The organism is Roseburia rectibacter, from assembly GCF_014287515.2.
In the GTDB taxonomy this organism is placed as follows: Bacteria; Bacillota; Clostridia; order Lachnospirales; family Lachnospiraceae; genus Roseburia; species Roseburia rectibacter.
The window spans coordinates 1-26478 of record NZ_CP092473.1; the positions used below are offsets into that span (position 1 = coordinate 1).

The following is a 26478-nucleotide window of genomic DNA, read 5'->3' on the forward strand; positions in this document are numbered from 1 at the left end:
AAACGCAACATTTTATATGAAATGTTGCGTTTTTTATTTATTATGGCATAACTTTAAATTTATTATGTGTTATTGTTTGAATTATCAGACTTTGTTATAATTTTTTAAATAAAAAAGTGGATCAACTGGTCAAAGGAGTCATAGATCTTATGAAAGAAAATATTGCAACCATCCCTTTAATCAAAGCATTCAACGCCAAAGACGAATGCCCTTTCTGCAATTTAGAGCGCGAAGCCGAGCAGCATGCGGTCTCATTTATTTTAGGTTCCGCCTATATGGAGGATGATATCCGTGAAAAAACAGATGCAACCGGATTCTGCCGCCATCACTTTAAAATGATGTACGATTACGGCAATCGACTTGGAAATGCATTGATCTTAAGCACGCATTTGAAGAAACTGAATCAGGAACTCGCAAAAGAAATGTCCGATTTTGCCCCAGGCAAATCAAGTCTGTTAAAACGCATGAAACGCACAGACGCAACCGCAGAGCATGAACCGCAGACCGCGCTTGGCGCATGGATCTCCAAAAAGACGACGGACTGCTATGTCTGCGATCATTTCCGCAAAATCTATGGCAGATATCTGGATACCTTTTTCGACCTGTATCTGAAAAATGAAGAATTCCGCCAGCTTTTTGAAGAGAGCAAAGGATTTTGCCTGCCTCATTTCGGGGATCTGATCGAGACTGCGGAAAACAAATTGAACGATGCGCAGAAAAGGGAATTTTACCCGAAGGCATTTGCACTAATGCAGGAAAATATGGAACGCCTGCAAAAAGAAGTTGCATGGTTTGTAGAAAAAAATGACTACCGGAACAAAGATAAAGACTGGGGAAATTCCGCTGACAGCATTCAGCGCGGCATGCAGAAATGTGCCGGCGGCTATCCGGCAGATGAAGTGTTCCGGGCAAAGTTGTAAAATGAGGTCTTTTTGATTCATGGAACATAATTTCCAATGAATCAAAAAAAGCATAATGGTTCAGGTGAAAAACATTCCTCGTCTTCCCTGAATCATTATGCCTTTTTCCTTAGAATGGAAGTCCACCAAGACCACCCATGCCACCGGTGATTTTTGACATGGAATCCGAAGAGAACTCTTCTAACTGACGAAGTGCCTCATTGGTTGCCGCCATGATCAGATCCTCTAACATCTCGATGTCATCCGGATCAACCACTTCTTCTGATAATTTTACTTTTGTTACTTCTCTCTTACCGGAAACAGTAACTTCAACAGCTCCACCACCTGCTGCTGCTGTAATCTCTTTTTCTTCTAATTCTTTCTGTGCCTCTTCCATCTGACGCTGCATTTTCTGCGCCTGTTTCATAAGGTTGTTCATGTTGCCCGGCATACCGCCCGGGAAACCGCCTCTTTTTGCCATGTGAATCCTCCTTGTTTTGCGGAGCAAAATGCGACTGCCTATGCAGGAGCAGAGGATTTTACTCCTTGTTTTGCGGAGCAAAATGCGACTGCCTATGCAGGAGCAGAGGATTTTACTCCTTGTTTTGCGGAGCAAAATGTCTGCTATGCATGCTATGCCTAATAGCTTGCATAGCATGTGCCTCTTGCAGGAGCAATGCCCAGCACACTGAGCTCGATTTTACTCCTAAAAATCGTCTTCTTCTATTTCAAAATTAATCAACTGGCGCAAATCAGGGTATATCTCCCCGCTTGGCGTGCCAGTGTCATTTAATTTTACCAGAATCTCTACCTCTTTGCCAAGTCTTTCTGCAACTGCTGCCCGAAATTCATCCTGACAGTTGGAACGGTTCTCTTCTATATAAGTATACGCGTTGGCATCCTCAAATGCCAGTATCAGCGTACTGCCCTCTCCTAATGTCGGAACTGCTTTTTTGAGATAGGTTCTTGTAATTCCTGTCAGCTGTGATAAAATGCCGCTCCAGCTGCTCATGACCTGCTTAATATCTTCAGGGATTGCCTTGGGAAGTTCCTTTTTTTTTAACACTTCCGATGCGGCAGAAGAACCTGTTGTCCCCGCAGCCATCTCACCGGATGCCTGCGTCACTACAACGCCCTTCTCCAGCTTTTTTTCGAGACTGTCCACGCGGTCGATCAGTGAACCATAATCTTTTTCCATCTCCGGTTTACATAATTTGATCACCGCAATCTCGATCAGAATACGTTTCTGCACTGCATAACGGATCTGATTACTTAATTCCGAAAAAATACGGATGTAACGCATAAGAATATCCGTATCGACCATCTGCGCCTCTTCTTTTAACAGAGCAAGGTTTTCCGTTGAAATATCAAGCACATCCTCCATATCATCCGAACTCTGCACAAGCATAAGGTTTCTTAAATACCATGTAAAATCATTGACAAACTGCCCTAATTCCCTGCCCTCAATGACCATCTCATCGATCACACCGATCGCACCGGTCACATTTTTCTCTAAAATCTGGCGGAGCAGTCTGCTGAAAATCTCGGTATCAACCGCACCAAGTGTCTCAAGCACCTTGTCGTAAGTAAGATCCTGACCAAGATAAAAAGCAATACACTGATCTAACAGACTAAGCGCATCGCGCATGGAGCCGTCCGCTGCTTTTGCGATATAGCGGATCGCGCGCTCCTCCACTGTGACATGTTCTTTCTCCATCAGCTCCATCAGTCTCGCTGAGATCGTTTCAATAGAAATACGTCTGAAATCGTATCTCTGGCAACGTGATAAGATCGTGATCGGAATCTTATGAGCCTCCGTCGTTGCAAGAATAAAGATCACATATGACGGCGGTTCTTCGAGTGTCTTTAACAGTGCATTAAACGCACCTATGGAAAGCATATGAACCTCATCGATAATATATACTTTATACTTTCCTTCCGTCGGGCGGTATTCCACCTCCTCACGGATCTGGCGGATATTATCCACACCGTTATTCGACGCCGCATCGATCTCTATCACATTCATGGAATTGCCCGCTGCAATCGCCTTACAGGTCGGACACTCTCCACATGGGCTGCCGTCTACGGGATGCTCACAGTTAACCGCTTTTGCAAATATCTTTGCAATGGTGGTCTTACCGGTTCCCCTCGTTCCACAAAACAGATATGCATGCCCGATTCTGTCTGCTTTGATCTGATTTTTTAATGTTGTAACAATGTGTTCCTGTCCTTTGACGTCCTCAAACTCCTGCGGACGGAACTTTCGATATAATGCTGTATATGACATCTTAATCCCCGAAACTGATTCCGATCCGTTTTGCCTCTTTGATCATCTGGCAATCCGGATCTACTGTTTTTAATTTGCCTGCCACTTCACCTAATGGCACGCGCTTTGTCTTTCCATTGATCATGGCGATCATATTGCCGTAATCCTCATCCATAATAGCCTGTGCTGCTGCGGAACCAAGTCTGGTGCAGAGTACACGGTCATAAGGGCATGGACTTCCACCCCTTTGTGTATGTCCCGGAACAGTCACACGTACTTCCACTCCTGTTTCCTTAAAAATCTGGTCTGCAATCTCATAGGAAACGGACGGATATTTGCGTTTTGCCACTTTCTCTTTGTATTCTTTCTTGGATAATGCCGCGTCCTCCTTGGAAATTGCTCCCTCTGCAACTGCAAGGATAGTAAATCCTTTTCCTGCCTTGGTACGCTTATTGATCGCTGCAATCACTTTTTCAATATCATATGGGATCTCCGGCAGCAAAATGATATCTGCACCACCGGCAACCCCTGCATAGAGAGTCAGCCAGCCAACTTTATATCCCATAACTTCCACGATAAATACACGGTTATGTGAAGCTGCTGTTGTGTGGATACAGTCGATCGCATCTGTTGCAATATTGATCGCACTCTGAAATCCGAATGTAACATCTGTTCCATAAATATCGTTATCAATAGTCTTCGGAAGATGAATCACGTTTAAACCTTCCTCGCGGAGCAGATTCGCTGTTTTTTCTGTCCCATTACCGCCTAAGATAACCAGACAGTCAAGTCTTAATTTATAATAGGTAGATTTCATAGCTTCTACTTTGTCTAATCCATTTGCATCCGGAACGCGCATCTGTTTAAACGGCTGTCTCGAAGATCCGAGGATCGTTCCTCCTTTGGTAAGGATTCCTGAGAAATCCGCTGATGTCAGTAATCTGTAATCTCCGTAGATCAATCCTTTATAACCATTTAAGAAACCATAAATCTCCAGCTCATCTACGTTTTCACTCAATCCTTTTACCACACCACGCATTGCTGCATTTAATGCCTGGCAATCCCCACCGCTTGTCAACATACCGATTCTCTTCATCTGCGTTTCCTCCTGTATACCCATATTTGCATTGCACAATTTTTGCATGTGCCGACTCTGTGTCTTTCGCTCTATTTAAAATATTACCCTTTTCACAGATATTTTGCAATATTTCTGGCAAAATCAAATATCTAAAAATATATTTTTTGACTATACTAAAATTAAATTGTATTATGGATGTATAAGAATCTGCCGAAAAGGAGGTACACGCCATGTCATTATCAAAAGAAAACACTTTTACAACCAAATATATCTATTCCCTTCCAGAAGGGAAACGCGCAGAGCTGATCGATGGTGTTATTTATGATATGGCACCGCCAAACAGACTGCATCAGGAACTTGTGATGAATTTATCAGCAGAAATTCGTGATTATATCAAAAAAAATAATGGTTCCTGCAAAGTCTATCCGGCACCATTTGCCGTTTTTCTGAATCAGGACGATAAAACTTACGTTGAACCGGATATCAGCGTTATTTGTGACAAATCAAAACTTGACGACCGTGGGTGTAACGGTGCACCGGACTGGATCATTGAGATTGCATCTCCCAGCACGAAGCGCCTCGATTTTGGAATAAAATTATTCAAATACCGTTCTGCCGGAGTCCGTGAATACTGGATTGTAAATCCACTCACCAAAACAGTAAACGTGTTTGATTTGGAAAAAGAGGAATTAAGTGACCAGTACAATTTTGACGATGATATACAGGTATGTATTTATGATGATCTGACAATTAATATTACAGAGTTGCTGAAATAAGAAAGCATTCTGCTTAAAGCAAAATAGCCGGAAAGCCTTGATTTTACTGCAAAATCTCGACTTTCCGGCTATTTTGTTTCAATCGGGGTAACAGGATTTGAACCTGCGACCTCACGGCCCCCAGCCGTGCGCGCTACCAAACTACGCCATACCCCGCAAATAACGATCCTATATTAATATATGAAGCCGTCAGAGATTCAGTATACCATATTTACATGTTTTTTTAAAGTTTGAAATGAATTTTGTATTTTTTTTATTGTTTTTACGCTTTTTTTATTTTCTGGCAGAAAAAAAATTCAGATTGTGTTAAGATTTAACCTTGCAAAAAGACTATCTATTGACATTTTTTTGCAATCAACAAATAATGATATGAATTTATATATCATAGAATTTGGAGGCTGATTTTATGAAAAAGTTACTTGCTCTTTGTGGAAGCATCGCAACTATGCTGCTTTTCACACCGCTAACGATTCTCGCAGCAGAATCCGGCGAAAGCAGTACTGCAACCGTTCCGGTATGGCTTTGTATCCCATTTGCCGGTCTGTTACTCTGTATCGCAGTACTTCCGCTTGTAAAACCGGAATGGTGGGAGAAAAACCAGCCGCTTGCCGTAGCTGCTTGGTCCCTGTTATTTATTATTCCATTTGCAGTGACCTATAGTGCCGGCGATGCGGTCGAAACAGTACTTGAGTGTATTTTAAACGATTACCTGACTTTTATCGTCCTGTTATTTGGTCTGTTCTGTGTTGCCGGTAACATCACTTTAGAAGGCGATCTCGCAGGTTCCCCGCGTGTCAACGTAATCTTCCTTGCAATCGGTACCTTACTTTCCAGCTGTATCGGTACAACGGGTGCCAGTATGTTAATGGTACGTCCGATGATCAAGATGAACTCCTGGCGTCAGCACAAGAGTCACATTATGGTATTCTTCATTTTCCTGATCTCGAATATGGGAGGATGCTTAACCCCAATCGGTGATCCGCCACTTTTAATGGGATTTATGCGTGGTGTTCCGTTCTTCTGGAGCATGCATCTGTTCCCGATTTTAATCTTTAATATGGTAATTTTATTGACTGTATTTTATCTCTTAGACCGTCACAATTACCGCAAAGATATCGCAAACGGCAGAAAACCGGATATCAGCAAAGCCGGTACTACTTTAAAAATCGATGGTCTGCACAACATCATCTTCCTGGTTATGATCGTTGCTGCCGTTATTTTAAGCGGAACACTTCCAAACCTTGCCGCATTTCAGGATGCAGCCGGAAATGTACGTGGTATCCGTATATTCCGTGAAGTAACTCTTGGTTTTCCTTCTATTATTGAGGTTGCCATCATCCTGCTTGCCGCTTTACTCTCCTTTAAAACAACAGACCCGCAGATCCGTACCAGCAACCACTTTACCTGGGGTGCAATCAAAGAAGTTGCCGTTCTCTTCATCGGTATTTTTATTACCATGCAGCCGGCGCTGATGCTTCTTAAATCCATGGGACCGGAGCTTGGTCTTTCCAAACCATTTGAAATGTTCTGGGCAACCGGTGCACTTTCCAGTTTCCTTGATAACACACCGACCTATCTGGTATTCCTGACAACCGCAGGTACACTTGGTTTTTCGCAGGGTATTGCAACTACCGTCGGAACAATTCCGGTCAAGATGCTCACTGCGATCTCCTGTGGTGCCGTATTTATGGGTGCAAACACTTATATCGGAAATGCACCAAACTTTATGGTAAAATCCATCTCTGACGAGAACGGTGTGCGCATGCCATCGTTCTTCGGATACTTATTATGGTCAATCGTATTTTTAGTTCCGGTGTTTATCATTGACACTCTGGTATTCTTTTTATAAAGGGGGGATTTCACAATGGAAAATAATATCGAAACATCACGGGCACTTGCTACCCGCATTTATGATCTCGACAGTGAAGTTTACCGTCTGATAGGTTCTTCCCTTGGACGCACTTTTACCGGCGACAAAGAAACAAGCATTCGTAACCTGACAACCCTGATCTCCACACACCCGCAGGGACACCTGCTCCGCAGTGAGATTGCTTTAATCGGTAATATGGCACGTACGATCCGCAATAAAGAGGACCGCAGCCGTATGATGCATGAATACAATGAGATTTTACACCAGATTGCAGAACTGCCTGCAAGTTTTGGTTCGGTCGATATCCTTGACCAGAATCTTGCTTCCTTAAATACATCCAACCTGCACCAGAAATTTTCCAAAGACGATCATCTGATCATCTGTATCGGAAGAACACACGGAAGTGCCGGTACTGATATCGGTTTTGCACTTGCAGATGCATTAAAGATCAACTACTATGATGTTGAGATTTTCAACCGCGTATTAGAGCGTTTAGAGGCAGAAAAAGATTCCGTTACAGACCGCGACAGTTTTACAGCCAAACTTGATAAAGTAGCTAAACACGATACCAACGCCAAGCGTTTCTTAAAAGATTTCAGCCGTTATCACGGTCTGCCAAAAAAAGATGCAGTATTTTTCAATCAGAGTGATCTGATCGTGGAAATGGCAAAAAAAGAAGACTTTATCGTAATGGGACGCTGTGCAGATGTGATTCTGACAAACAACCGCATCCCACACATCAGTATCTTCATCACCGCTCCGTTTGAACAGCGTGTGCACCGTATGATGGAGGTAAACAATCTTCCACTCAGGGAAGCCGTTCGCCGTTTGAAAAAGATTGATAAAGGACATGAGCAGTACTATCATTTTTATACCGGACGTAAATGGGGCGATGCCGTAAACTATGATCTTTGTATCAACAGTGCATGCTACGGTATCGAAGAATCCGTAGAACTGATTGAGCGTATGATCGACAGACATCCTGAAAAATAATACCTAAAAACAAGAGACATATTGCAAAAACCAATTAAGTTGACTGCGATATGTCTCTTTTTTTATATTTTATGTATATTTTCCTTTTATTTTACATATAATTTATAATTGTGCAACAAATTTACTGTTTTCCACTATTATACACTCTTATCCACATTATCCACAGAGTTATCCACTTATTATCTAAATTTTCATTTTTATTTTATATATTGTCGCACAATTTTTATTTGCCTGTATATCTAGGTTTTTCAATCTATAACTTCTCATACAACACGTTTATTGAGCCATTTTCCCCGCTTATACCGTATTACAAACAGGAGTGAACGGAACACCCAGTCCACATACATTCCGATCCATACACCAAGAACTCCCATTTTTAACGTACCCGCAAAGAAATAACTGCTTGCAACTCGGAATACCCACATGGAAAATACGCTGACCTCCATGGTATATTTTGCATCTCCCGCAGCACGCAGGACATTCGGCAATGCAAAACTTAATGGCCAGATCAGCATGGCACAAATGGAAAATGTCCGCAGAAGCTGCACTGTAATCGTAAATGCCTCCCCGGAAAGAGAAAAACAGCCAACCAATGGCCGAACCAGGATCAATAACGTAATGTCCGTCAGACACATGCCGCCATATGCAAGTCCCAACAGTTTTTTACTGTACCGTTTTGCCTGTTCTTTTTCCCCTGCACCGATACATCGTCCGATTACTGTGACCATTGCAAGCCCGATGGCAATTCCCGGAATATTTGCAAAGCCTGCGATGCTGTTTGCTACGGCATTTGCTGCGATCGCAGCCGTTCCAAATGTTGCAGTCAGGCTTGATACTAAAAGTTTGCCGATCTGAAACATTCCATTTTCAATACCACTTGGAATACCGATCTTAAGAATTTTCCCGATCACGTCTTTCTTTGGACGCATACATCCCGGTGTCGTGATGCAGAGCGGATTATCTTTTTTCGACAACAACACTACCATAACAAGTGCAGATACCATTCGTGCGATCAGTGTCGCAAGCGCCGCACCTGTCACACCGATTCCAAACCCATAAATCAAAATCGCATTGCCTCCGATATTGATCACATTCATAACAAGGCTTGTATACATGCTGATCTTACTATTCCCTATGCTTCGAAACAGTGCTGCTCCTGCATTATACACGCCGAGGAACGGATAAGATATCGCAGAGATCAGAAAATAAATCTGAGCTGCGTCCATAACATCTGCTTCGATCTGTCCGAAAATTGCACGCAATAAAAAACGGTGCAGAAACAGTACCAGTATCATCACAGTACCAGATGATGTGAGCATGATAAACATCAACTGACCCGCCGAAAGTTTTGCTTTCTCCGGCATTTTTTTACCGAGATACTGGCTGCACACAACAGCTCCACCGGTCGCAAGCGCCGACAATATCTGGATCAACAGCACACTGATACTGTCTACAAGCGATACGCCCGAAACCGCAGCTTCCCCGCAGGATGACACCATTAAAGTATCAAACAGACCAATGCTGAGTGCCAGCATCTGTTCAATGATCAGTGGTATGATCAATTTTTTTAAATCTTCTCTTGTAAAAAGCGGCTGCTCCATATTTCTCCTCATTTCCTGCATATAAAAATCTTATTTTAAAATTTATCCCCATGCAAAACGTGGCACAGCTTACGCCATGCCACGTTACTCTCTCGTCATACTGACATTTTATTTAAAATATACTGTTATGCACTGGATTGATTCATGCCAACAGTTTCTTACACATTATCTTATGCAAGTGCTGCTGTAATGATAGCCATAGAATAAACTTCTGCTGCATTACATCCACGGGACAAATCGTTGATCGGAGCATTTAATCCAAGTAAGATCGGTCCATAAGCCTCGAAGTTACCAAGACGCTGTGCAATCTTGTATCCGATATTTCCTGCATTGATATCCGGGAAGATAAATGTGTTTGCATGACCTGCAACCGGATTACCCGGGCATTTAGTACGTGCTACACGCGGAGAAACTGCTGCGTCGAACTGAAGTTCTCCTTCAATTGGAAGATCCGGGTATTTTGCCTTTGCTTTGCTTGCTGCGTTGCGCATTTTGTCTACATCCTCACCTTTACCGGAACCGAGTGTAGAGTAGCTTAAGAATGCAACCTTAGGATCAACACCGAAAATCTTCGCACACTGTGCTGTCTCACCTGCGATCTCAACTAACTCATCCTCTGTCGGATGAATATTGATCGCACAGTCACCCATTGCAAGAACTTCGTTCTCACCGGTAGCTGCAGGACGAACCATGATAAAGCAGGAAGATACGATTGTATTGCCCGGTTTTGTTTTGATCAGCTGTAATGCCGGACGTACAGTATCTGCTGTTGAATAAGTAGCTCCACCAAGAAGTGCATCAGCAACGCCCATTTTTACAAGCATTGTTCCGAAGTAGTTTGCCTGGGAAAGGATACCCTTTGCCTGCTCCGGTGTCACACCTTTACTCTTACGAAGTTCGCAGAATAAAGAAATCATCTCATCCATTCTGTCGTAGTTAGCCGGATCAATGATCTCTGCTCCACGGATATTAAAACCGCTCTCCTCAGCCTCTACAGCGATTTTCTCCGGGCTACCGATTAAGATCGGATGAAGGAATGTTCCTGCTAACAGACGGGAAGCAGCTTCTAAAATACGAGGATCATCGCCTTCTGTAAATACGATTTTCTTAGGATCTTTTTTTAAGATGTCGATCAGTTGTCCAAATCCAAACATGATTATTTCCTCACTTTTTATATAATGTAATTGGCGCTCTCTACCAGCGCGTGTCATGTTTTCATTATATAGCAGTTTTTTTGAAATTCAATATTTGTATTCAAATAAATGCAGTTTTATTTGACATATTCTCTCAATTTTGATATACTGTCAGTATCTTTGTGAAAAAATTAACGTAAATTGTATTTTTCTTCATACAAAAAGGTACCGCAGATCAGATTATGACCTGCGGTACCTTTTATTTATCACATGAAAACCCGTTTACTCTTCACTGTCTGCGGATTCTCTCTCCTTTTTATTTCCTGCATTTCGGATTGCCCCAAAAAGTTCCGGCACATGCTGCTCTTTATCCGGTTTTGTTGCAAGCATGAATCTGCGGAAGAAAAATAATATTCCAATGCTGACAACCGAAAGCAGATCTTCCAGTGCTGATGTTTTCTGCACGATCATATGGCGTGCGATCAAAAAGATCAACACTTCCATGATATTCTGGGAACTCGGTTTGCAGAGCATCTTGATAAACTCCAACCCGATCACCACATCAAAAACGGCATCAAGAAAGATAAGAAACGCTTCCGCGTCCGTCCGGTTCTGCCAGTATAATAAGAGTTCCGGAAAAAGATTAAGTGTTGCAATGACCACACCGATCACGGCAACTAATGCTATGATGAGTTCTAAACCTTCACTTACCTGATACAGTCCTTTTCTGAGTTTATCCACTGTTATTCCTTTCAACTATCAAAATCAATCCAATCAATGCACGCTCTGCGAACATTCCGATTGTCATAAATTAAAACCGAGCGCCTCCCATCGAATCCAGACCACAGACGTTACCTCCACAGTTAACTCGGCCCAGGCACCCTTACGGCACACAAGAGCTTCTGCTTAGGGCTGCTCCATTCCTGACCTGACCCGGTTCACAGATTCCTGTTGCGTAAGACCCAAACTTCAACGCCACTTATGAAGGGCAGCTCCACAATCTGACAACCCTCCGTTCGGCATCACCCCAGCTATAGCGGATTGCTGGTTCAGGGTACCGCTACCACCCCGGCTGCTCGGAGATTTAAGTATAGCCTATTTTGCCCTGTATTGTCAAGACGGATACAGCTCTTTGGACTTCTTTTTCTGGCGAAGTTCCTTGAAAAATGTGGAAAGCATTTCCGAACACTCTTCTCCTAACACTCCTTTTTCAATCTCGACCTGATGGTTGAACTGCTGCATCTGAAGCAGATTTAGCACCGAACCGGCACATCCCGCCTTCGGATTCATGCTTCCGATCACCACTTTTTTCATCCGGCTCTGAACGATCGCCCCTGCACACATCTGGCACGGCTCTAACGTCACATACATCGTACAGTCCTCTAACCGCCAGTCTCCCGTTTTCCTGCTTGCCTTACGTATGGCAGTCAGTTCCGCATGTGCTAACGTATTGCCTTCTGTATTTCTTCTGTTATACCCGCGTGCAATGATCTTATCATCCTGCACGATCACGCAGCCGATCGGTACTTCATCTAAGGCGTATGCTTTCCTTGCCTGCCGGATCGCTGCTTTCATGTATTTTTCATCCTGATTCATGGACAGTTTCCCCAAAATGTTATACTATATAATATGCAGTATTTTACCGCACTTTTTCATTTTTGTCGAGAAGGGAGCACCTTGCATGCAGCGAAAAAACGCTTCTTTAAAATATGAATTTGAGACAGAGCGCCTGTTCCTAAAAGTCCTGACTCCAAACTACGCCAATGCAGTCTTAAATTTCCAGAACCGCAACCGCGAAAGTTTTGAAGCCTATGAACCGGCTAGACTGGATAATTTTTATACTGCATCCTACCAGCAGGCTGTTTTGAAATGTGAATGGGATCTCGCCCTGAAACAGCAGTGCATCCGTTTCTATGTTTTCCGGAAAGAAGATCCCCTGACGATCATCGGAACCGTATGCCTTCATGACATCCGCTTTGCCGCATATTCCTGTACAGAAATTGGCTATAAATTTGACGCAGCATTTCGTCACATGGGGTATGCCACAGAAGCTGTCAAAGGTGCTATGCGTCTTGCCTTTTATGATCTCCATCTTCACCGCGTGTTTGCTCGCGTTATGCCGGAAAATAAAGCATCCATATATCTTTTAGAATCAATTGGTTTCCAATACGAAGGTGTAGAACGCGGCTGCTTTCTTATCCAGAACCGCTGGGAAGACCATCTGCGCTACGCATACCTCAACCCATCTGATGAAAGCTAAGGATTATTTACTTATAACTATTCCTCTATAAAACGATACCAGCAGCCAAACCGGTTTTCCACCTGCTCCGGCATAAATTCCGGAAACCCAAAGATGATCGCCATAACACGCTCCTGATTCTGATAAATTCCAGGCACTCCGAGAAACCATTTATCTTCGTTATCTTCTTCTATTTTTCCAAGCACAAGATATCTGTAATTAAAAAATCCATGCAGCAAAAAACTATTATTTCCAAGATACCAGTATTTCCTCGGAAGCTCTCTGATATCCTTTAATTCAATTTTAATGCAGGTAATATTCTTTTCTGAAAAAGGCATGCTTGCCGGATGACTTTTTAAAAACTGTTCCCAGATATCCTTCCACTGGTACTGTGGGAAGAAATTACGGGCTGGAAGTTCGGTTGCTCTGAGTTCATTGTCAGATTCCCGGTCAAATTGGGCGGTCTGGATTTTATTTTCCTGTTGTTTTTCTTCTGCATATATATTTTCTTCCGTCTGCTCTGCCTTCCACTCTATGAAGTGTTCCATATCCACAGCAAGTGGCTCTCCCTCTGTCCATCGGCTCATAAAAATACTTCCATCTTCACTGCACAAAAAAATTCCTTCCATCTCAAAAAAGCTAAGCAATGATGTCGGTATATGTGCTGTTTTCATAATTACGTTAAAATCCCCTGCACCATTACGGACATCCATTTCTCCAATCAGGCTTCCTTCTATCCCCCTGCCCTGTTTACGGAACAGATAAATCTTACAATGAGTCTGTGCCGCATAGACACCCCGCAGATGGATTTCTAATCTGCATTCTTCTCCACGCAGCTCGATTCGGGCAAATCCTGTATTTCCTGCTTTTTTTGTATTTTCATAGGCATATATATATGTAATAAACCGTTTCATTCCCGCCATAGGCACTCTCTGTTACTTTTTTTCTATTTATATGCTGATTTTTCTGTTCTATGTCAAATATACTGTTGACTTTTTTTATTAATTATCATATGATAATTTTAGTAACAATTACTATTATTAAGAAAGGATGGTAAAATGCTGAAACGAAGTAAGCAGCGGGAATCCATCAAGAAGTTTTTAATCTCGCGTTATGACCACCCTACCGCAGAGACCGTCTATATGAATATCAAGGAAGAATTTCCGAATATCAGCCTTGGCACGGTATACCGCAATCTCTCATTGCTTGCAGATATCGGTGAGATCCAGAAGCTGTCTACAGGAATCGGACCTGATCGTTTTGACGGTAATCCAAAACCACATTACCATTTTATCTGTAAAGAATGTGGAAGCGTTCTGGATCTGAATGTAACAGGACTGGATCATATCAATGTTCTTGCCGCACAGGACTTTGACGGCGAGATTGAAGGACATGTAACATATTTTTATGGAAAATGCCCTTCCTGCAAAGGCAAAATACAGACTTCCTGATTGTTTTCCCTCAAAAACTTCAAAAATGACGTAAAAATAGTCTTGACAAAAAGAAGTTTTTCATTTAAAATCAGTAATAGTTACTGATATCAATTTAAAGCACACAGTAATAGATTTCAAATAAGCGGGGAAATCTATTACAGTAAACAAATAATATTTTTCAAAAAGGAGATTAAGATTATGGCAAAGTATGTATGTACAGTATGTGGTTATGTTTATGAAGGCGATGCAGCTCCGGAGATCTGCCCGGTATGTAAAGCTCCAGCTGAGAAGTTCAAATTACAGGAAGGTGAAAAAGTATGGGCTGCTGAGCACGTTGTAGGCGTTGCAAAAGGCGTAAGCGAAGATATCGTATCTGATTTAAGAGCAAACTTCGAGGGCGAGTGCTCTGAAGTTGGTATGTATCTTGCAATGGCTCGTGTTGCTTACCGTGAAGGTTATCCGGAAGTTGGTTCCTACTATGAAAAAGCTGCATGGGAAGAAGCAGAACATGCTGCTAAGTTTGCAGAGCTGCTCGGTGAAGTTGTAACAGACAGCACCAAGAAGAACCTTCAGATGAGAGTTGACGCTGAGAACGGCGCAACAGCAGGAAAAACTGATCTTGCAAAACGTGCAAAAGCTGCAAACCTTGATGCAATCCATGATACCGTTCATGAGATGGCTCGTGACGAGGCTCGTCATGGTAAAGCGTTCGAAGGATTATTAAATAGATACTTTGGCTAATTGGCGAACGCAAAAATAAGCATTTTAAGAGGAACAGGTACAAAACACCTGTTCCTCTTTTTTCGTAAGCCATTAACTATCATTCAAAATTTTCTGCATAAATGCTGTTGCAATTAAATAATAAAACTATTCCTGTTCCCCAAGTATGATCCGTATCAGATTCTTATCTAACATAATCGTCCGATTCCACGGATTTACAATGATCCCATTAACCTCTTCTGCCATGAGAACGGTGCGAAATGCCTGCTCCATCCCCGTCAAAAATGTGGACATCACACTGCCGCTGCCCTTTAATTCTTCCTCGAAACTGGTAAATGCCGCCCACCAGCGATTGCCGTCTGGTGTCTGTATTGCCTGCACCTGCATCTGATCATCGCCTTTTGGCGGTTCTACCGCTATGATAAACTGACCGCCTTCTTTCATGCGCCTGCGTATTACAGTCAGGGTATGTGCTAACATCTCCTCGCTTGGTTCCTGCTGTAATGCTGCAATCGCAGTCTCTATTTTTTCGTTTCCCTGTAATCCTTCATCAATTTTATTGTTGTCCATAAAAATCTCCATTCTTGCGCTGTCTTTTTAATAAAAACAACGTTTTTATTTGCATATCAAGTTTGTGCGTAAGCACAAATCTTGCGTGTGAAAAATGTTATTTTTCACACTGATCTCCGTGTAATTTTTTATTCAAATTGTTCCATACAGTATTTTTCCACTAATTCAATAAATTCTTACTTTATATTATACCCTCCGGTATTCCTTTTCACAATCTGATTTTAGCAGCAAAATCTACAAATGCTAACGTCAAATAACAAAGTTCAAGACAAAAAGCATGGTGCCCTCCGGACATCCATGCTTTCTGGTAATTAGTTTTCATCTTTTTTCTCTTTTGCCTCGGCAAATCCGAGCACAACCTTAAACAGATCTCCATCCACATACAGACGGAATGTGCCACCCATAAGATCCATCAGACTGTTTGCAATGGAAAGTCCAAGTCCGCTTCCTTCCGTATTTCTGGATTCATCGCCTCTCACAAAACGCTCCATCAGTTCTTCGCTGCTGATATTGAGCGGGTATTTTGAAGTATTGCGGAAGGTGATGGACACCTGTGCCTCTTTTACCTCAAGGTTGATGTAGACACGCGTTCCGTTCTGGGCATATTTGCAGATATTATTCATCAGATTATCGATGACACGCCAGAAATGTCTGCTGTCTGCCATAATATAGACTGGTGTATCCGGCTTTTCGATCACAAGATCAAGTCCTGCAGCTTTTGTCTTTTCCTCAAATTCCCCGACGGTCTGCGTCATAAATATTCCGGCTTCCAACTTTTCCAAATGTACCGGAAGGTTTCCGGTAGATGCCTTTGATGCCTCGATCAGATCCTCGATCAATTTCTTTAAACGTCCCGACTGACGATCTAATACCTCTAAATATTCCTGCGCTGTCTCGTTGTGCAGATCTTCTTTTTCCAACAGATCAACATAATTGATGATGGATGTCAGCGGTGTCTTGATATCGTGGGAAACGTTTGTGATCAGTTCTGTCTTAAACCGTTCACTCTTCATCCTCTCCTCGATCGCATGCGTCATGCCATCACTGATGTGATTGATCTGCTCTCCCTGTTCCTTAAATATACCGGTCATATGCTTTGTACCGATCTGATAGCCCGGCTCGCCGCCTGCAATTTTTTCCGTTCCGGTTTTTAACTGATTTAACTGTACACAGCACCACAGAATGAGTGGATATAAAATCAGTTTTTCCACCAGCCAAAGAAAGAAAGCAATGCCTGTATTCAAAAACATGAGCACTGCAATTCCTTCAAGAAACGCAAGCACCAGCATGACTAAAATCACTTTCCATAAAAATCCAATATTTTCCCATATCATATGAAAAAATTTTCTGATTTTGCTGCAGATCTGGTAACACAGAGTATGTCTCCACCATTTTCCAAGTTTTACCCGCACTGCAAAACTCAATAAAAACAGTAACAGCAGCCATCCCATACAAAGACTTGCAATCGCAGTCACAAACAGGATAAATGGCAGATACATAATATCTATATTTGCCAGAAACATAAATGCCACGTAAAATATAAATACCTCTGCCAGCACAATAAGTACTGCAAAAACATCAAACCACATGTGATCCCAGACGGTCGTAACAATCTTGTCTGTCCCCTTACGGTGTCCCGCTGCGCACATCAGAAATACAAACGCTGCAACTCCGATGATAAAACTGAAAAACATCACAACCAGCGCTGTATAGCGCATGCTGTATACAAAATCCAGCAGGGTATTTGCCTGTACATACCAGTCTGTGCTGTTCTTGTCTGTTCCCACATTTTGCGGAAGAAGTACGATCAACTGATAAGTGATTTTCGGTGTCTTCTGCCCCATATTTACCCAGAGTGTATAATTACCATCCAGATAATAATCACCATATGTTGTATAAGAAATATCTGCATTTTCCGCGTTTTTTTCAGAGGAATCTACCCGGTCAATCTCATCCATGGATATCCCACGAACACCGTCTAACAGCAGATAATCCCAGTTTTTCACATCCCACTGTGTGCCATCAAGCATATCAAATGTGATATATTCCTGATCCAGCACATCCATTTTAATCGGTTCTTCTGTGGATTCTGCTGCAACTTTTTCGTTTTCCTTTACATCCGTAATTGTTTCTTCCGTTGACTCTGCAGAAACATACTCACCTGCCACATCCGTGATGGAGGATTCTGTAGATTCTGCTATATCATACTCTCCTGTCCCATCTGTCATAAACCCGCTGTCTGTTGTCTGTGTCTGCTCATTCCGGTACATTTTTTTCTCTGCATCATAAGTAAAAATCAGATTGCCGGATTTTTCTGATTCCACCTCGATCTGCTGCACCGGGTAATACTCATTTCCTGCCAGATATACAAAAATGCCTTTCGCTTCATCATAACAGATCCGGTCCGCATAAATGCTGACATATGAATTATCCCCGGAATACATGAGTTCCACACCGCCGCCGGTCAGGAAATTTCCATTTGTATAAACGATCTGATCCTCATCCGACAGCTCCACACTGTTCGTATATACATCATCTATGCTTATCTTATCGGAAAAATTGCGGACTGCATACGATTTCTCATCGTTTAAGTCGATTCCGTCCAAGCTCTCTGCCTTGATAATTCCATATTTAAAATACGGACTTGTATCCATACCTTCTGTCCGCTCTCTCCTTAGATCATCGATTGCAGACAACCCATATTGAAAGGATACCTGTTCAAACCACTGCTTTCTTATATCATCTTTTGAATTGTTATAAACACCTTCCTCTATCATAAAAACTGAGCCTGCCGCACCAAATATAAAACAAAGTGCACTTGCACTCAGCACGATCCAGGCAATGATCTTTGCCATGATCGAACCTTTCCACTTTTCCACTTTTTACACCTGTCCTTCCATTTTATAACCACGTCCCCACACAACTTTCAGATACCGCGGCTCTGCCGGATTATATTCTACTTTTTCCCGCAGATGTCTGATATGTACTGCTACGGTATTCTCTGTTCCGTATGGATTGTCCTGCCATACCTGCTCGTAAATCTGATTCGGGGAAAACACCTCTCCGGGATGCTCCATCAGAAGTTTTAAAATATCGTATTCCGTGCGCGTCAGCGAGATTTTTTCGCCATCAAGCGACACCTCTTTGCTGCGGTCGTCAAGTTCGATCCCGCCAATTGAGAGAACATCTTTTTTGACTGCTCCGCCTCCAAGCTGCATATAGCGTCTGAGCTGTGATTTCACACGTGCCTGAACTTCCACCGGATTAAATGGTTTTGTGATATAATCATCCGCTCCGACCGTGAGTCCTAAAACTTTGTCTGTATCTTCACTTTTTGCCGTCAGTAAGATCACCGGAACATTGCTTGTTTCCCGGATTTTTACCATGGCAGAGATTCCATCCATCTCAGGCATCATGATATCCATCAGTACCAGATGGATGTCATGCGACTTTAACACCTCAAGCACTTCTTTTCCGTTATATGCCTCAAATACCTGATAACCGTCCGCCATCAGATAGATTTTTAATGCCGAAACAATATCTTTTTCATCATCGCACACCAGTATACTGTACATGTTGTCCCCTTTTCCGCAGGTTTCTGATAGATTTTTACATAAACCTGTCTCTTTATGATCATGCTCTTATTGTAACGGAATAATTATGAATTTCCAATCAGTCAAAACATTAAGATTTGATGAAGTTACCGCTTGTGTTCCCGTAAAAGGAATGATAATATAGGAAAGTAGCGCTCCCGGAAGTTTTTTATTTTCCGGGAGTAAATTATGGAAATTTTTACAAAGGAGCTTTTTATATGGAAGAAAATAAAATGGGCGTCATGCCGATTGACAAACTTATTATCTCAATGTCCCTGCCGATCATGATCTCCATGCTTGTGCAGGCACTCTACAATATCGTCGACAGTATTTTTGTTGCCATGATCAGTGAAAATGCACTGACTGCCGTATCTATGGCTTTCCCGATTCAGAACCTTATGATCGCTGTCGGTGTCGGAACCGCCGTCGGTGTCAATGCACTTTTAGCCCGCTCCTTAGGAGAAAAGGATACAGAAAAAGTGAATAAGATCGCAGAAAACGCTGTATTTTTAATTGTTGTCAGCTATCTGCTCTTTTTGATCATCGGTCTGTTTTTCGCAGAGCCGTTTTTCCGCAGCCAGACAGATATTGAAGAAATCATTGTTTACGGAAAACAGTATCTGACGATCTGCTGCTGTCTTTCTTTCGGTATTTTTACGCAGCTTATGTTTGAGCGTATGCTGCAGGCAACCGGAAAAACCATTTATACCATGTATACACAGGGTGTCGGTGCGATCATCAATATCGCTCTCGATCCGGTTCTCATCTTTGGTCTGTTTGGTCTCCCGAAAATGGGCATTTCCGGTGCTGCTGCTGCAACCGTCATCGGACAGATGATTGCCGGTATTTTGGCAATTGTTTTAAACCACACAAAAAATAAGGAAGTACAGATTGACCTGCACCATTTCCGCCCGGACAAAAATATTATCGGACAGATTTATGTGATCGGTGTTCCTTCTATTGTAATGCAGGCGATCGGTTCCGTGATGAACTACGGTATGAACCGTATCCTGATCGCGTTTTCCTCCACTGCAACCGCGGTGTTCGGCGTTTACTTTAAACTGCAGAGCTTCGTATTTATGCCGGCTTTTGGTTTAAACAACGGTGTCATCCCGGTTATGGCATACAACTACGGTGCCGGAAACAAAGAGCGTGTCACAAAAACTTTAAAACACTGTGTCGCTTATGCAGTCAGCATCATGGCAGTCGGCCTGCTTTTATTCCAGCTCTTTCCAAAGCAGCTTCTCTCCATGTTTCAGGCTTCCGACACCATGCTCTCCATCGGTGTCCCTGCGCTGCGTATCATCAGTTTAAGTTTCCTGCTTGCCGGTTTTGGAATTTCCTGCAGCAGTATTTTTCAGGCACTTGGAAAAGCAGTCTACAGTATGTGCATATCCATTGCAAGACAGTTAGTGATCCTGCTCCCGGCAGCATACCTGTTAGCACAGTCCGGCAATGTCAATCTGGTATGGTGGGCCTTCCCGATCGCCGAGCTGGTATCTGTGTGTGCAACTGCCTTCTTCTTAGTAAAGATCAACCGCACGATCGTAAGTAAAATTGGGCAGTAATCTTCTACGAAGTTTCGGGTGTAAAAAAGTAGTTCACAATCCTATAACCAAAAAAATCCCGTGGGAAACTGATTTATAAAATCATTTCCCATGGGATTTTTTTGACCGGAAATATTTTCACTCACGGACTTAAACTTTTTATTTCTGGTTTGCCGGCTCCATATTAACGGAACGTCCTTTGATCTTTGCATTTTTCATGGCTTCTAATACTTCTTTGCCATACTCTCTTGGCACTTCCACAAACGTATATTTATCATACATATCAATCGCACCAACTAATTTACCCGGCATGCCGGATTCGCCTGCAACCGCACCTAAGATATCGCCCGGTTTCACGCGGTCTTTTTTACCGATGTTGATAAACAGACGCACCATGCCCTCTTCCGCTCCGGTATTGTCAAAATCAAAAGAGTCCTCTCTGTCATTGTCAAGACTGATCTGTCCCAACGCCTGTTTTAAGAATGCTGCAGCAATATCCATTGCGGTATAATCGGATTCATTGATCTGCTTTTCGATGATATCGATCGTATCTTTTAAATTTTCCTCATCGATGATCCTTCCGATCTCTTCCATGACCTTTTCAGCCTTGATCTGTGCCACATCATCCGTGGACGGGATCGGCATTGCAACGATCTTGGTTTTGCAGTAACGCATGATATCTTTTAATTTATATACTTCTTTTCCTTTGACGAAAGTAAATGCACGTCCTGTTCTTCCTGCACGTCCTGTTCTTCCGATACGGTGTACATAATATTCATCATCCTGCGGAATATCATAATTAAATACCGCTTCCACATCATCTACATCGATGCCTCTCGCTGCAACATCAGTAGCGATCAGTATTTCTGTCTTTCCGGTACGGAAACCGCGCATTACACGATCTCGCTGTGTCTGCTTCATATCTCCGTGCAGTCCCTCAGCAAAATATCCGCGTCCCTGCAATTCCTCGGTAAGTTCATCCACCATACGTTTTGTATTACAGAACACGAGGGAAAGTTTCGGATTATAATAATCAAGAAGTCTGGTTAAAACTTCAATCTTGTCTTTTCTCTTTACGTCATAATAATACTGCTCGATATTTGGAACGGTCAGCTCTTTTTTTACTACTTTGATCGTCACCGCGTCATGCTGATATTTTTTGGTAATATCCAAGATTGGCTTTGGCATGGTAGCAGAAAATAATACTGTCTGTCTGCCTTCTTCCGGAATATACTCCAAAATTGTTTCAATGTCCTCACGGAATCCCATGTTTAACATTTCATCCGCTTCGTCAAGTACGATCGTATTCACTGCTTCACAGCGGATCGTTTTTCTTCGCAGATGATCCATGACACGTCCCGGTGTACCGATAATGATCTGTGCTCCACCCTTCAACGCTTTGATCTGACGGCTGATCTCCTGTCCGCCGTATACCGGAAGGATTTTCACTCCATGCATATATTTTGCAAGTTTACGGATCTCATCTGCCACCTGAATTGCAAGTTCTCTTGTAGGTGATAAGATGATAACCTGTGTTTTTTTATTATTCGGATCTACTTTATGCAGTACCGGGATTCCAAATGATGCTGTCTTTCCTGTTCCTGTCTGTGCCTGTCCAATGACGTCCACACCGGACATCACAACTGGAATTGCCTGGCTCTGTATCGGTGTTGCCTCTTCAAATCCCATTTCTGCTATTGCACGCAATACCTGCGGATATAAATCTAACTGGTCGAATCTAACTGTTTCCATATATTTCCTTTCTATAGAAACGTGCGCCATAGGCGCGCGTAAAACAAGGGGCTGATCAACAGCCCCCATAAGCGCAACAGTCTGAATGATAACACGGTGCCCGTACTTTTGTCAAGAAATTCCCCGGTTCAACGTTCATTACAACCGCGGATTTTCGGGAATTATGTACCCCAAACCACGACATCTGGCAGAATCTGTCACAAGGCCTCTGGTCCGGGTATTACTTCCTATTTAAAAGCAATCGACAATCCTGTATCTTATCCATTCTACTGCATCAATTTTTACTTCCGGTTTTCCGTGTGAAAAACTCGATTGCGGATTTTTGTTTGTATCTGTTATATTCTATGCCGCATTTTCAGAAATGTTTCCTGTTTTATTTATCGCTTGCATCCGCTAAATGTCCCATTGCAAGATCATTTCTGGATTTTTTCTTAACATGATAAAGCATTGCATCCGCCGCATGTAAAAAGTCCCAGCTTTTTGTATCATCTTTCGGAATATCATAACAGATTCCCTGGGAGATCGTCACAATAGACATTGCCTGCGAATATGCATGCCGGATCGCAAGATCCATAATCCTCTGTCTCAACCCTTCTGCCGCATGTCTGACTTCTTCTTCTGTCATGTTCTGGTAAAGGATAATAAACTCATCCCCACCATACCTTGCACAGAAAATCCTGTCATTCTGCATCATCTCAAGCTGTCCGGCAATCCGCTTAATGCACTCATCCCCTGCCTGATGTCCGTAATTATCATTATACTGCTTAAAATAATCAATATCCAAAATCTCCATCGCAAGTGCTGTCTGATCCGACTGTGCCCGTTCAAATGCGTTGTCTAAATAATCATTCAGACGGAATCTGTTTGCTAAACGTGTCAGTGCATCCGTTTCTGATTTTTCCTGAAGTCTGATATTTGCTTCTTCGATCTCGCGTCTTTTTTTATTTGCACGCTCTAAAGATTCACGGACATCAAGCATATTTGCGATCATCGCCTGCTTTTCTTTTTCCATGACCTCAGACAACTCATAATACTGCCCTGCTGCCTCTAAATATGCATCATTATTTTTATGCATACGGTAAAACTTGATCTTTAAGGAAATGATCTGTCTCTGCAGATTAACAATCTTTGACTGCCACGTCAATGGCTCTAAGATTCCCATAACCCGCAAAAAAGCATCATCATTTCCTATATCAAGCAGCAGCTGGCTGATTTCATAAAGATCTCCGAAAATATCCATGATCGGAATATCTGTATTGATCTCCTCACAGATTAACCGGATACATTCATCACGTGCCTCTGCCTTTCCAGTCGCATGACATACACGTGCCTTAAAACAGCGAAAACTAAGGAGTTCTATGCCATCAATCCGACCTGCGCACTCGTCAGAAATAAGCTCCACATAATGTGCTGCCCGATCCGGCATGTCACGGAACAAAAAACCTGTTCCCATGCCAATATAAACACAGGTGATCAGACGATTGTTTCTGTCATCATTCACATATTTTTTTACATGCTGTCCGCAATGTTCAAAATATCTCTGTGCTTCTAAATATTGTCCACATGATAGATATAAATTTCCAAGATTAATATCTATCATGGTTTCCTCTTCTTTTAACTGATATTTTGTGCAGAAATTTAATCCGGTCAGATAATAATCAAGCGCAATTGGCTCATTTCCCCGATTGATCGCTGTAATTGCCATCAGATTATATGCACGCGCCACTAGCTTCCACTGATTGGATTCATTCAGATAAGATACGCCTTTGGTAATGCAGAAAAAGAACTTTTCACTTTCATTTAACAGATAATAGGTCTCTGCACTGTAGTAGTATGCAAATCCAAGCAATTTTGCATCGTTTTTTTTCAATGCATACTGTTCGATATCATAACAAAACTTCAATGTCCGTTTCGCATCGTTTCCCCGGCTGTCGTACACTCCCTGTATCCATGCACGGACAACTTCATCATATCCGTCATATTCCATGTGCACTGCCTCCTCTCATTCCACACCAGACATTTTTTCTAAGATTTTCTCCCATAAAAAGAATACTATCTTTTATTATAAAATAGAACTGTGTCTTATTCAAGGAAGAATGCTTTTTGTTTTATTTGATTCTTTTATTCAAAATATGCGATCGGATCAACCGGTATTCCATCTTTATCAAGCTCAAAATACAGATTGCTTCCCTCTACGGTAAAGTATTTTGTCGGCTCACCGATATAACCTAATACATGTCCAGCCTCCACATAATCTCCCTCTGCAAAATTCAGTTCTTTTAACTGACCGTAAACTGCCTCATAACCATCACCCAGATCAACTGTAACCGTACAGCCTGTTACCTCATCATTTTTAATACTCTTGATCTGCCCTTTTGCAACGGCATAGACTTTATCGTTGACTTCTCCTGCGATGATCACTGCCGGATTATACTTATACTGATCCAGTGTCGGAAAATAAACTGTGGAATCCATACTGTAATTAATGACGACATTACCTTCCATCGGCCAGAGCAGTTCCTCGGAAAAATGAAGTGACTGTGCCGTATTTGCGGTCTGAACGGTCTGCTGCTCCGTCTCTTCTGATTCTTCTGTTTCTGCTGTATCATCTTCCTCTGCGATTTCTGCTGTCACTGCAGGGTCGTCTAATTCATTCTCCATCTCATCATAAGACTGTCTGGGTGGAACCAGAGCGGATGCTTCTGCAGACTGCTCCGAATCTTCCTGCGCTGCAATGTCATCTGACTGCTTCTGCATTTCTCTCGCAAGTTCTTCTTCCATCTGCTCCCGTTCTTCTTCCTGTCTGCTGCTGTATAGGGCGGTCGTTCCAACCGCTGCTAAAGCGATCAGCAATCCTGCAATTACATATTGTCTGTACCCAAAAAAACCTTTCTTTTTCATTATTTCTCACCATCCATTATTTATTTTTAACCATAGTGTTGCCACATTCCGGATGGTTTATACGATTGTTTTTTATTTCCTGTCTATAAATTCCCAGCCTGCCCGATCACGGCTCCTTTATAAAAATATTCAAGTATCTCCCGGTAGTCATACCCTTCTTTTGCGAGTTCTTCTGCTGTATTCTGACTTAAGCCAAATCCGTGCCCCATTCCCTTTGCCACGATACGTACATGACCATCCATTTCTGTGATTGAAAAACACGCCGATGGAAGCTCTAAAGCATGACGGAACTGTTCTCCATCATATGTCTCTCCGGCAACATTGATTTTTGTCACATATTCTGCTGCATCACGGCTTTTGATCTCAATCTGTCCCGGATCTGTCAGTTCTGCATCAGGATACGCTGCCCGGCATTTCTCCAGAAACTCCTCTTTTTCATAATAAAACACAGAAAGATAACCTTCCGCAGTGGTATCTGCATGACATTCTGACATAACCAGATATGGCATGTCTGCATCTTCATATAGTTCTGACATGTTGCGTGTCCGTCCGCTGCTAATTGCGTGATACGCTGCATATATGTAAGTTCCATCATATAAAAGCACCTCCCCCGCCGTTGCCTCCACGCAGGATTTTAGTTTTTGATAATTTTTATCATAATTTTCTCCCCATAATTCCTGCTGGCGCTCCGGTGTCATTTTCTCCGGCTCCTTTGTACCTGCCTGCATTGCATCATACAGATTCGTTCTGGCGATCACACACTGTGCCTTTATTGTTTCCGGCGGCTTATCGACACCAATTTCCTGTGCCACAATCTGCAAAATCTTTATCTCAACTGCGTCATCCTCTTCTTTCCTGCCATCGTCTGTCGTCTCTGTCTGTTCCGCTAATAGACTCTTCCTGTTTTCCAGATGCTGCCGTATTTCTCCCTCCATATTTTTTTCACTATCGGCTGTAGTAAAAACTCCCTGCACTCCATCTTTTCCATATATAAGATTTTCCAACTGCATTCTCTGCATCAGTGTCGTGATAAAAACCGGCAATAACAGTATCAGACAGATTCCTGTAAACCATGAATTTGTACGTTTTTTTCTTCGTCTTCCCATA

23 protein-coding genes, 1 tRNA gene and 1 other RNA gene are annotated in these 26478 nt (G+C 42.4%); 8 read left to right on the forward strand and 17 right to left on the reverse strand.

The window, feature by feature from the left end; all coding sequences use genetic code 11:
* Positions 1–149: 149 nt before the first annotated feature.
* A complete protein-coding gene (locus tag H8S51_RS00005) occupies positions 150–920 on the forward strand; it encodes a DUF6062 family protein (protein ID WP_118209232.1) in 771 nt (256 codons plus the stop codon).
* Between the two features lie 109 nt (positions 921–1029).
* On the opposite strand, the gene H8S51_RS00010 is transcribed toward H8S51_RS00005, so the two are convergent.
* The 3 genes from H8S51_RS00010 to H8S51_RS00020 form a co-directional block, all read right to left on the reverse strand.
* Entirely contained in the window at positions 1030–1380 is a 351-nt protein-coding gene (locus H8S51_RS00010) for a YbaB/EbfC family nucleoid-associated protein (protein ID WP_186899820.1), read from the reverse strand.
* Positions 1381–1605: 225 nt separating this feature from the next.
* Positions 1606–3186 (reverse strand): DNA polymerase III subunit gamma/tau, encoded by a 1581-nt coding sequence (gene dnaX / locus H8S51_RS00015; RefSeq protein WP_186899821.1) that lies wholly within the window; start codon positions 3184–3186, stop codon positions 1606–1608.
* 1 nt (position 3187) lies between these two features.
* Positions 3188–4261: a 6-phosphofructokinase gene (locus H8S51_RS00020; protein WP_186899822.1), complete on the reverse strand. Its 1074-nt coding sequence runs from the start codon at positions 4259–4261 to the stop codon at positions 3188–3190.
* Positions 4262–4473: 212 nt separating this feature from the next.
* Between H8S51_RS00020 and H8S51_RS00025 the strand changes: the two genes are divergently transcribed.
* On the forward strand, positions 4474–5019 hold the full coding sequence (locus H8S51_RS00025; RefSeq protein ID WP_186899823.1) for a Uma2 family endonuclease: 546 nt from the start codon (positions 4474–4476) through the stop codon (positions 5017–5019).
* Positions 5020–5101: 82 nt separating this feature from the next.
* Here H8S51_RS00025 and H8S51_RS00030 read toward each other — a convergent pair.
* Positions 5102–5175: transfer RNA gene (locus H8S51_RS00030), tRNA-Pro, on the reverse strand.
* A 250-nt stretch (positions 5176–5425) separates the two neighbouring features.
* Between H8S51_RS00030 and H8S51_RS00035 the strand changes: the two genes are divergently transcribed.
* Both H8S51_RS00035 and H8S51_RS00040 read left to right on the forward strand, forming a co-directional pair.
* Positions 5426–6868: a sodium:proton antiporter gene (locus H8S51_RS00035; protein WP_118209235.1), complete on the forward strand. Its 1443-nt coding sequence runs from the start codon at positions 5426–5428 to the stop codon at positions 6866–6868.
* A 15-nt stretch (positions 6869–6883) separates the two neighbouring features.
* The gene (locus H8S51_RS00040) at positions 6884–7882 is read left to right on the forward strand and encodes a cytidylate kinase-like family protein (RefSeq protein ID WP_118209236.1); all 999 of its coding nucleotides are present in this window, start codon (positions 6884–6886) and stop codon (positions 7880–7882) included.
* Between the two features lie 263 nt (positions 7883–8145).
* On the opposite strand, the gene H8S51_RS00045 is transcribed toward H8S51_RS00040, so the two are convergent.
* From H8S51_RS00045 to tadA, 5 genes are all read right to left on the reverse strand, one after another.
* Positions 8146–9483, reverse strand: coding sequence for an MATE family efflux transporter (locus H8S51_RS00045; RefSeq protein WP_186899824.1), 1338 nt, complete (start codon positions 9481–9483; stop codon positions 8146–8148).
* Between the two features lie 170 nt (positions 9484–9653).
* Entirely contained in the window at positions 9654–10637 is a 984-nt protein-coding gene (gene pta, locus H8S51_RS00050; RefSeq protein ID WP_186899825.1) for a phosphate acetyltransferase, read from the reverse strand.
* A 261-nt stretch (positions 10638–10898) separates the two neighbouring features.
* On the reverse strand, positions 10899–11357 hold the full coding sequence (locus tag H8S51_RS00055; RefSeq protein WP_241070811.1) for a hypothetical protein: 459 nt from the start codon (positions 11355–11357) through the stop codon (positions 10899–10901).
* Positions 11358–11433: 76 nt separating this feature from the next.
* An RNA gene (ffs, locus tag H8S51_RS00060) (signal recognition particle sRNA large type) lies at positions 11434–11696 on the reverse strand.
* Between the two features lie 33 nt (positions 11697–11729).
* Entirely contained in the window at positions 11730–12212 is a 483-nt protein-coding gene (gene tadA / locus H8S51_RS00065) for a tRNA adenosine(34) deaminase TadA (RefSeq protein ID WP_186899826.1), read from the reverse strand.
* A gap of 85 nt (positions 12213–12297) precedes the next feature.
* On the opposite strand from tadA, the gene H8S51_RS00070 reads away from it, so the two are divergent.
* Positions 12298–12876, forward strand: coding sequence for a GNAT family N-acetyltransferase (locus tag H8S51_RS00070; RefSeq protein WP_241070812.1), 579 nt, complete (start codon positions 12298–12300; stop codon positions 12874–12876).
* 17 nt (positions 12877–12893) lie between these two features.
* Here the strand turns inward: H8S51_RS00070 and H8S51_RS00075 are convergent, their stop codons facing one another.
* The gene (locus H8S51_RS00075) at positions 12894–13778 is read right to left on the reverse strand and encodes a DUF6128 domain-containing protein (RefSeq protein WP_186899827.1); all 885 of its coding nucleotides are present in this window, start codon (positions 13776–13778) and stop codon (positions 12894–12896) included.
* 135 nt (positions 13779–13913) lie between these two features.
* Here H8S51_RS00075 and H8S51_RS00080 point away from each other — a divergent pair, with 135 nt between their 5' ends.
* Both H8S51_RS00080 and H8S51_RS00085 read left to right on the forward strand, forming a co-directional pair.
* A complete protein-coding gene (locus tag H8S51_RS00080) occupies positions 13914–14306 on the forward strand; it encodes a Fur family transcriptional regulator (RefSeq protein WP_117920809.1) in 393 nt (130 codons plus the stop codon).
* Positions 14307–14486: 180 nt separating this feature from the next.
* A complete protein-coding gene (locus H8S51_RS00085) occupies positions 14487–15029 on the forward strand; it encodes an NADH peroxidase (RefSeq protein WP_006857073.1) in 543 nt (180 codons plus the stop codon).
* Between the two features lie 126 nt (positions 15030–15155).
* Here H8S51_RS00085 and H8S51_RS00090 read toward each other — a convergent pair whose 3' ends face one another.
* The 3 genes from H8S51_RS00090 to H8S51_RS00100 all read right to left on the reverse strand — a co-directional run bounded on the left by H8S51_RS00090 (position 15156) and on the right by H8S51_RS00100 (position 19153).
* Positions 15156–15578: an SseB family protein gene (locus H8S51_RS00090; protein ID WP_118209241.1), complete on the reverse strand. Its 423-nt coding sequence runs from the start codon at positions 15576–15578 to the stop codon at positions 15156–15158.
* A 311-nt stretch (positions 15579–15889) separates the two neighbouring features.
* Positions 15890–18457 carry a sensor histidine kinase gene (locus tag H8S51_RS00095; RefSeq protein WP_186899828.1) on the reverse strand — a complete coding sequence of 856 codons (2568 nt, stop codon included), beginning with the start codon at positions 18455–18457 and terminating at the stop codon, positions 15890–15892.
* A gap of 3 nt (positions 18458–18460) precedes the next feature.
* Positions 18461–19153 carry a response regulator transcription factor gene (locus tag H8S51_RS00100; protein ID WP_117920813.1) on the reverse strand — a complete coding sequence of 231 codons (693 nt, stop codon included), beginning with the start codon at positions 19151–19153 and terminating at the stop codon, positions 18461–18463.
* A gap of 236 nt (positions 19154–19389) precedes the next feature.
* Between H8S51_RS00100 and H8S51_RS00105 the strand changes: the two genes are divergently transcribed.
* Positions 19390–20739, forward strand: a complete 1350-nt coding sequence (locus H8S51_RS00105; RefSeq protein ID WP_186899829.1) for an MATE family efflux transporter — start codon at positions 19390–19392, stop codon at positions 20737–20739.
* Positions 20740–20877: 138 nt separating this feature from the next.
* On the opposite strand, the gene H8S51_RS00110 is transcribed toward H8S51_RS00105, so the two are convergent.
* From H8S51_RS00110 to H8S51_RS00125, 4 genes are all read right to left on the reverse strand, one after another.
* On the reverse strand, positions 20878–22470 hold the full coding sequence (locus H8S51_RS00110; protein ID WP_186899830.1) for a DEAD/DEAH box helicase: 1593 nt from the start codon (positions 22468–22470) through the stop codon (positions 20878–20880).
* Positions 22471–22843: 373 nt separating this feature from the next.
* The gene (locus H8S51_RS00115) at positions 22844–24457 is read right to left on the reverse strand and encodes a GGDEF domain-containing protein (protein WP_118209301.1); all 1614 of its coding nucleotides are present in this window, start codon (positions 24455–24457) and stop codon (positions 22844–22846) included.
* Between the two features lie 134 nt (positions 24458–24591).
* The gene (locus H8S51_RS00120; RefSeq protein ID WP_186899831.1) at positions 24592–25371 is read right to left on the reverse strand and encodes a M23 family metallopeptidase; all 780 of its coding nucleotides are present in this window, start codon (positions 25369–25371) and stop codon (positions 24592–24594) included.
* 83 nt (positions 25372–25454) lie between these two features.
* Positions 25455–26477, reverse strand: a complete 1023-nt coding sequence (locus tag H8S51_RS00125) for a SpoIID/LytB domain-containing protein (protein ID WP_186899832.1) — start codon at positions 26475–26477, stop codon at positions 25455–25457.
* Position 26478: the final 1 nt, after the last annotated feature.

Bases quoted from the DNA above. Each gene is read 5' to 3' on its own strand.
- H8S51_RS00090 (WP_118209241.1), bottom strand. From the start codon at position 15,578: ATGGACAACAATAAAATTGATGAAGGATTACAGGGAAACGAAAAAATA.
- H8S51_RS00005 (WP_118209232.1), top strand. From the start codon at position 150: ATGAAAGAAAATATTGCAACCATCCCTTTAATCAAAGCATTCAACGCC.
- H8S51_RS00100 (WP_117920813.1), bottom strand. From the start codon at position 19,153: ATGTACAGTATACTGGTGTGCGATGATGAAAAAGATATTGTTTCGGCA.
- H8S51_RS00070 (WP_241070812.1), top strand. From the start codon at position 12,298: ATGCAGCGAAAAAACGCTTCTTTAAAATATGAATTTGAGACAGAGCGC.
- H8S51_RS00080 (WP_117920809.1), top strand. From the start codon at position 13,914: ATGCTGAAACGAAGTAAGCAGCGGGAATCCATCAAGAAGTTTTTAATC.
- H8S51_RS00025 (WP_186899823.1), top strand. From the start codon at position 4,474: ATGTCATTATCAAAAGAAAACACTTTTACAACCAAATATATCTATTCC.
- dnaX (WP_186899821.1), bottom strand. From the start codon at position 3,186: ATGTCATATACAGCATTATATCGAAAGTTCCGTCCGCAGGAGTTTGAG.
- H8S51_RS00120 (WP_186899831.1), bottom strand. From the start codon at position 25,371: ATGAAAAAGAAAGGTTTTTTTGGGTACAGACAATATGTAATTGCAGGA.
- H8S51_RS00045 (WP_186899824.1), bottom strand. From the start codon at position 9,483: ATGGAGCAGCCGCTTTTTACAAGAGAAGATTTAAAAAAATTGATCATA.
- H8S51_RS00115 (WP_118209301.1), bottom strand. From the start codon at position 24,457: ATGGAATATGACGGATATGATGAAGTTGTCCGTGCATGGATACAGGGA.
- H8S51_RS00010 (WP_186899820.1), bottom strand. From the start codon at position 1,380: ATGGCAAAAAGAGGCGGTTTCCCGGGCGGTATGCCGGGCAACATGAAC.
- H8S51_RS00020 (WP_186899822.1), bottom strand. From the start codon at position 4,261: ATGAAGAGAATCGGTATGTTGACAAGCGGTGGGGATTGCCAGGCATTA.
- H8S51_RS00110 (WP_186899830.1), bottom strand. From the start codon at position 22,470: ATGGAAACAGTTAGATTCGACCAGTTAGATTTATATCCGCAGGTATTG.
- H8S51_RS00125 (WP_186899832.1), bottom strand. From the start codon at position 26,477: ATGGGAAGACGAAGAAAAAAACGTACAAATTCATGGTTTACAGGAATC.
- tadA (WP_186899826.1), bottom strand. From the start codon at position 12,212: ATGAATCAGGATGAAAAATACATGAAAGCAGCGATCCGGCAGGCAAGG.
- H8S51_RS00040 (WP_118209236.1), top strand. From the start codon at position 6,884: ATGGAAAATAATATCGAAACATCACGGGCACTTGCTACCCGCATTTAT.
- H8S51_RS00075 (WP_186899827.1), bottom strand. From the start codon at position 13,778: ATGGCGGGAATGAAACGGTTTATTACATATATATATGCCTATGAAAAT.
- pta (WP_186899825.1), bottom strand. From the start codon at position 10,637: ATGTTTGGATTTGGACAACTGATCGACATCTTAAAAAAAGATCCTAAG.
- H8S51_RS00105 (WP_186899829.1), top strand. From the start codon at position 19,390: ATGGAAGAAAATAAAATGGGCGTCATGCCGATTGACAAACTTATTATC.
- H8S51_RS00035 (WP_118209235.1), top strand. From the start codon at position 5,426: ATGAAAAAGTTACTTGCTCTTTGTGGAAGCATCGCAACTATGCTGCTT.
- H8S51_RS00085 (WP_006857073.1), top strand. From the start codon at position 14,487: ATGGCAAAGTATGTATGTACAGTATGTGGTTATGTTTATGAAGGCGAT.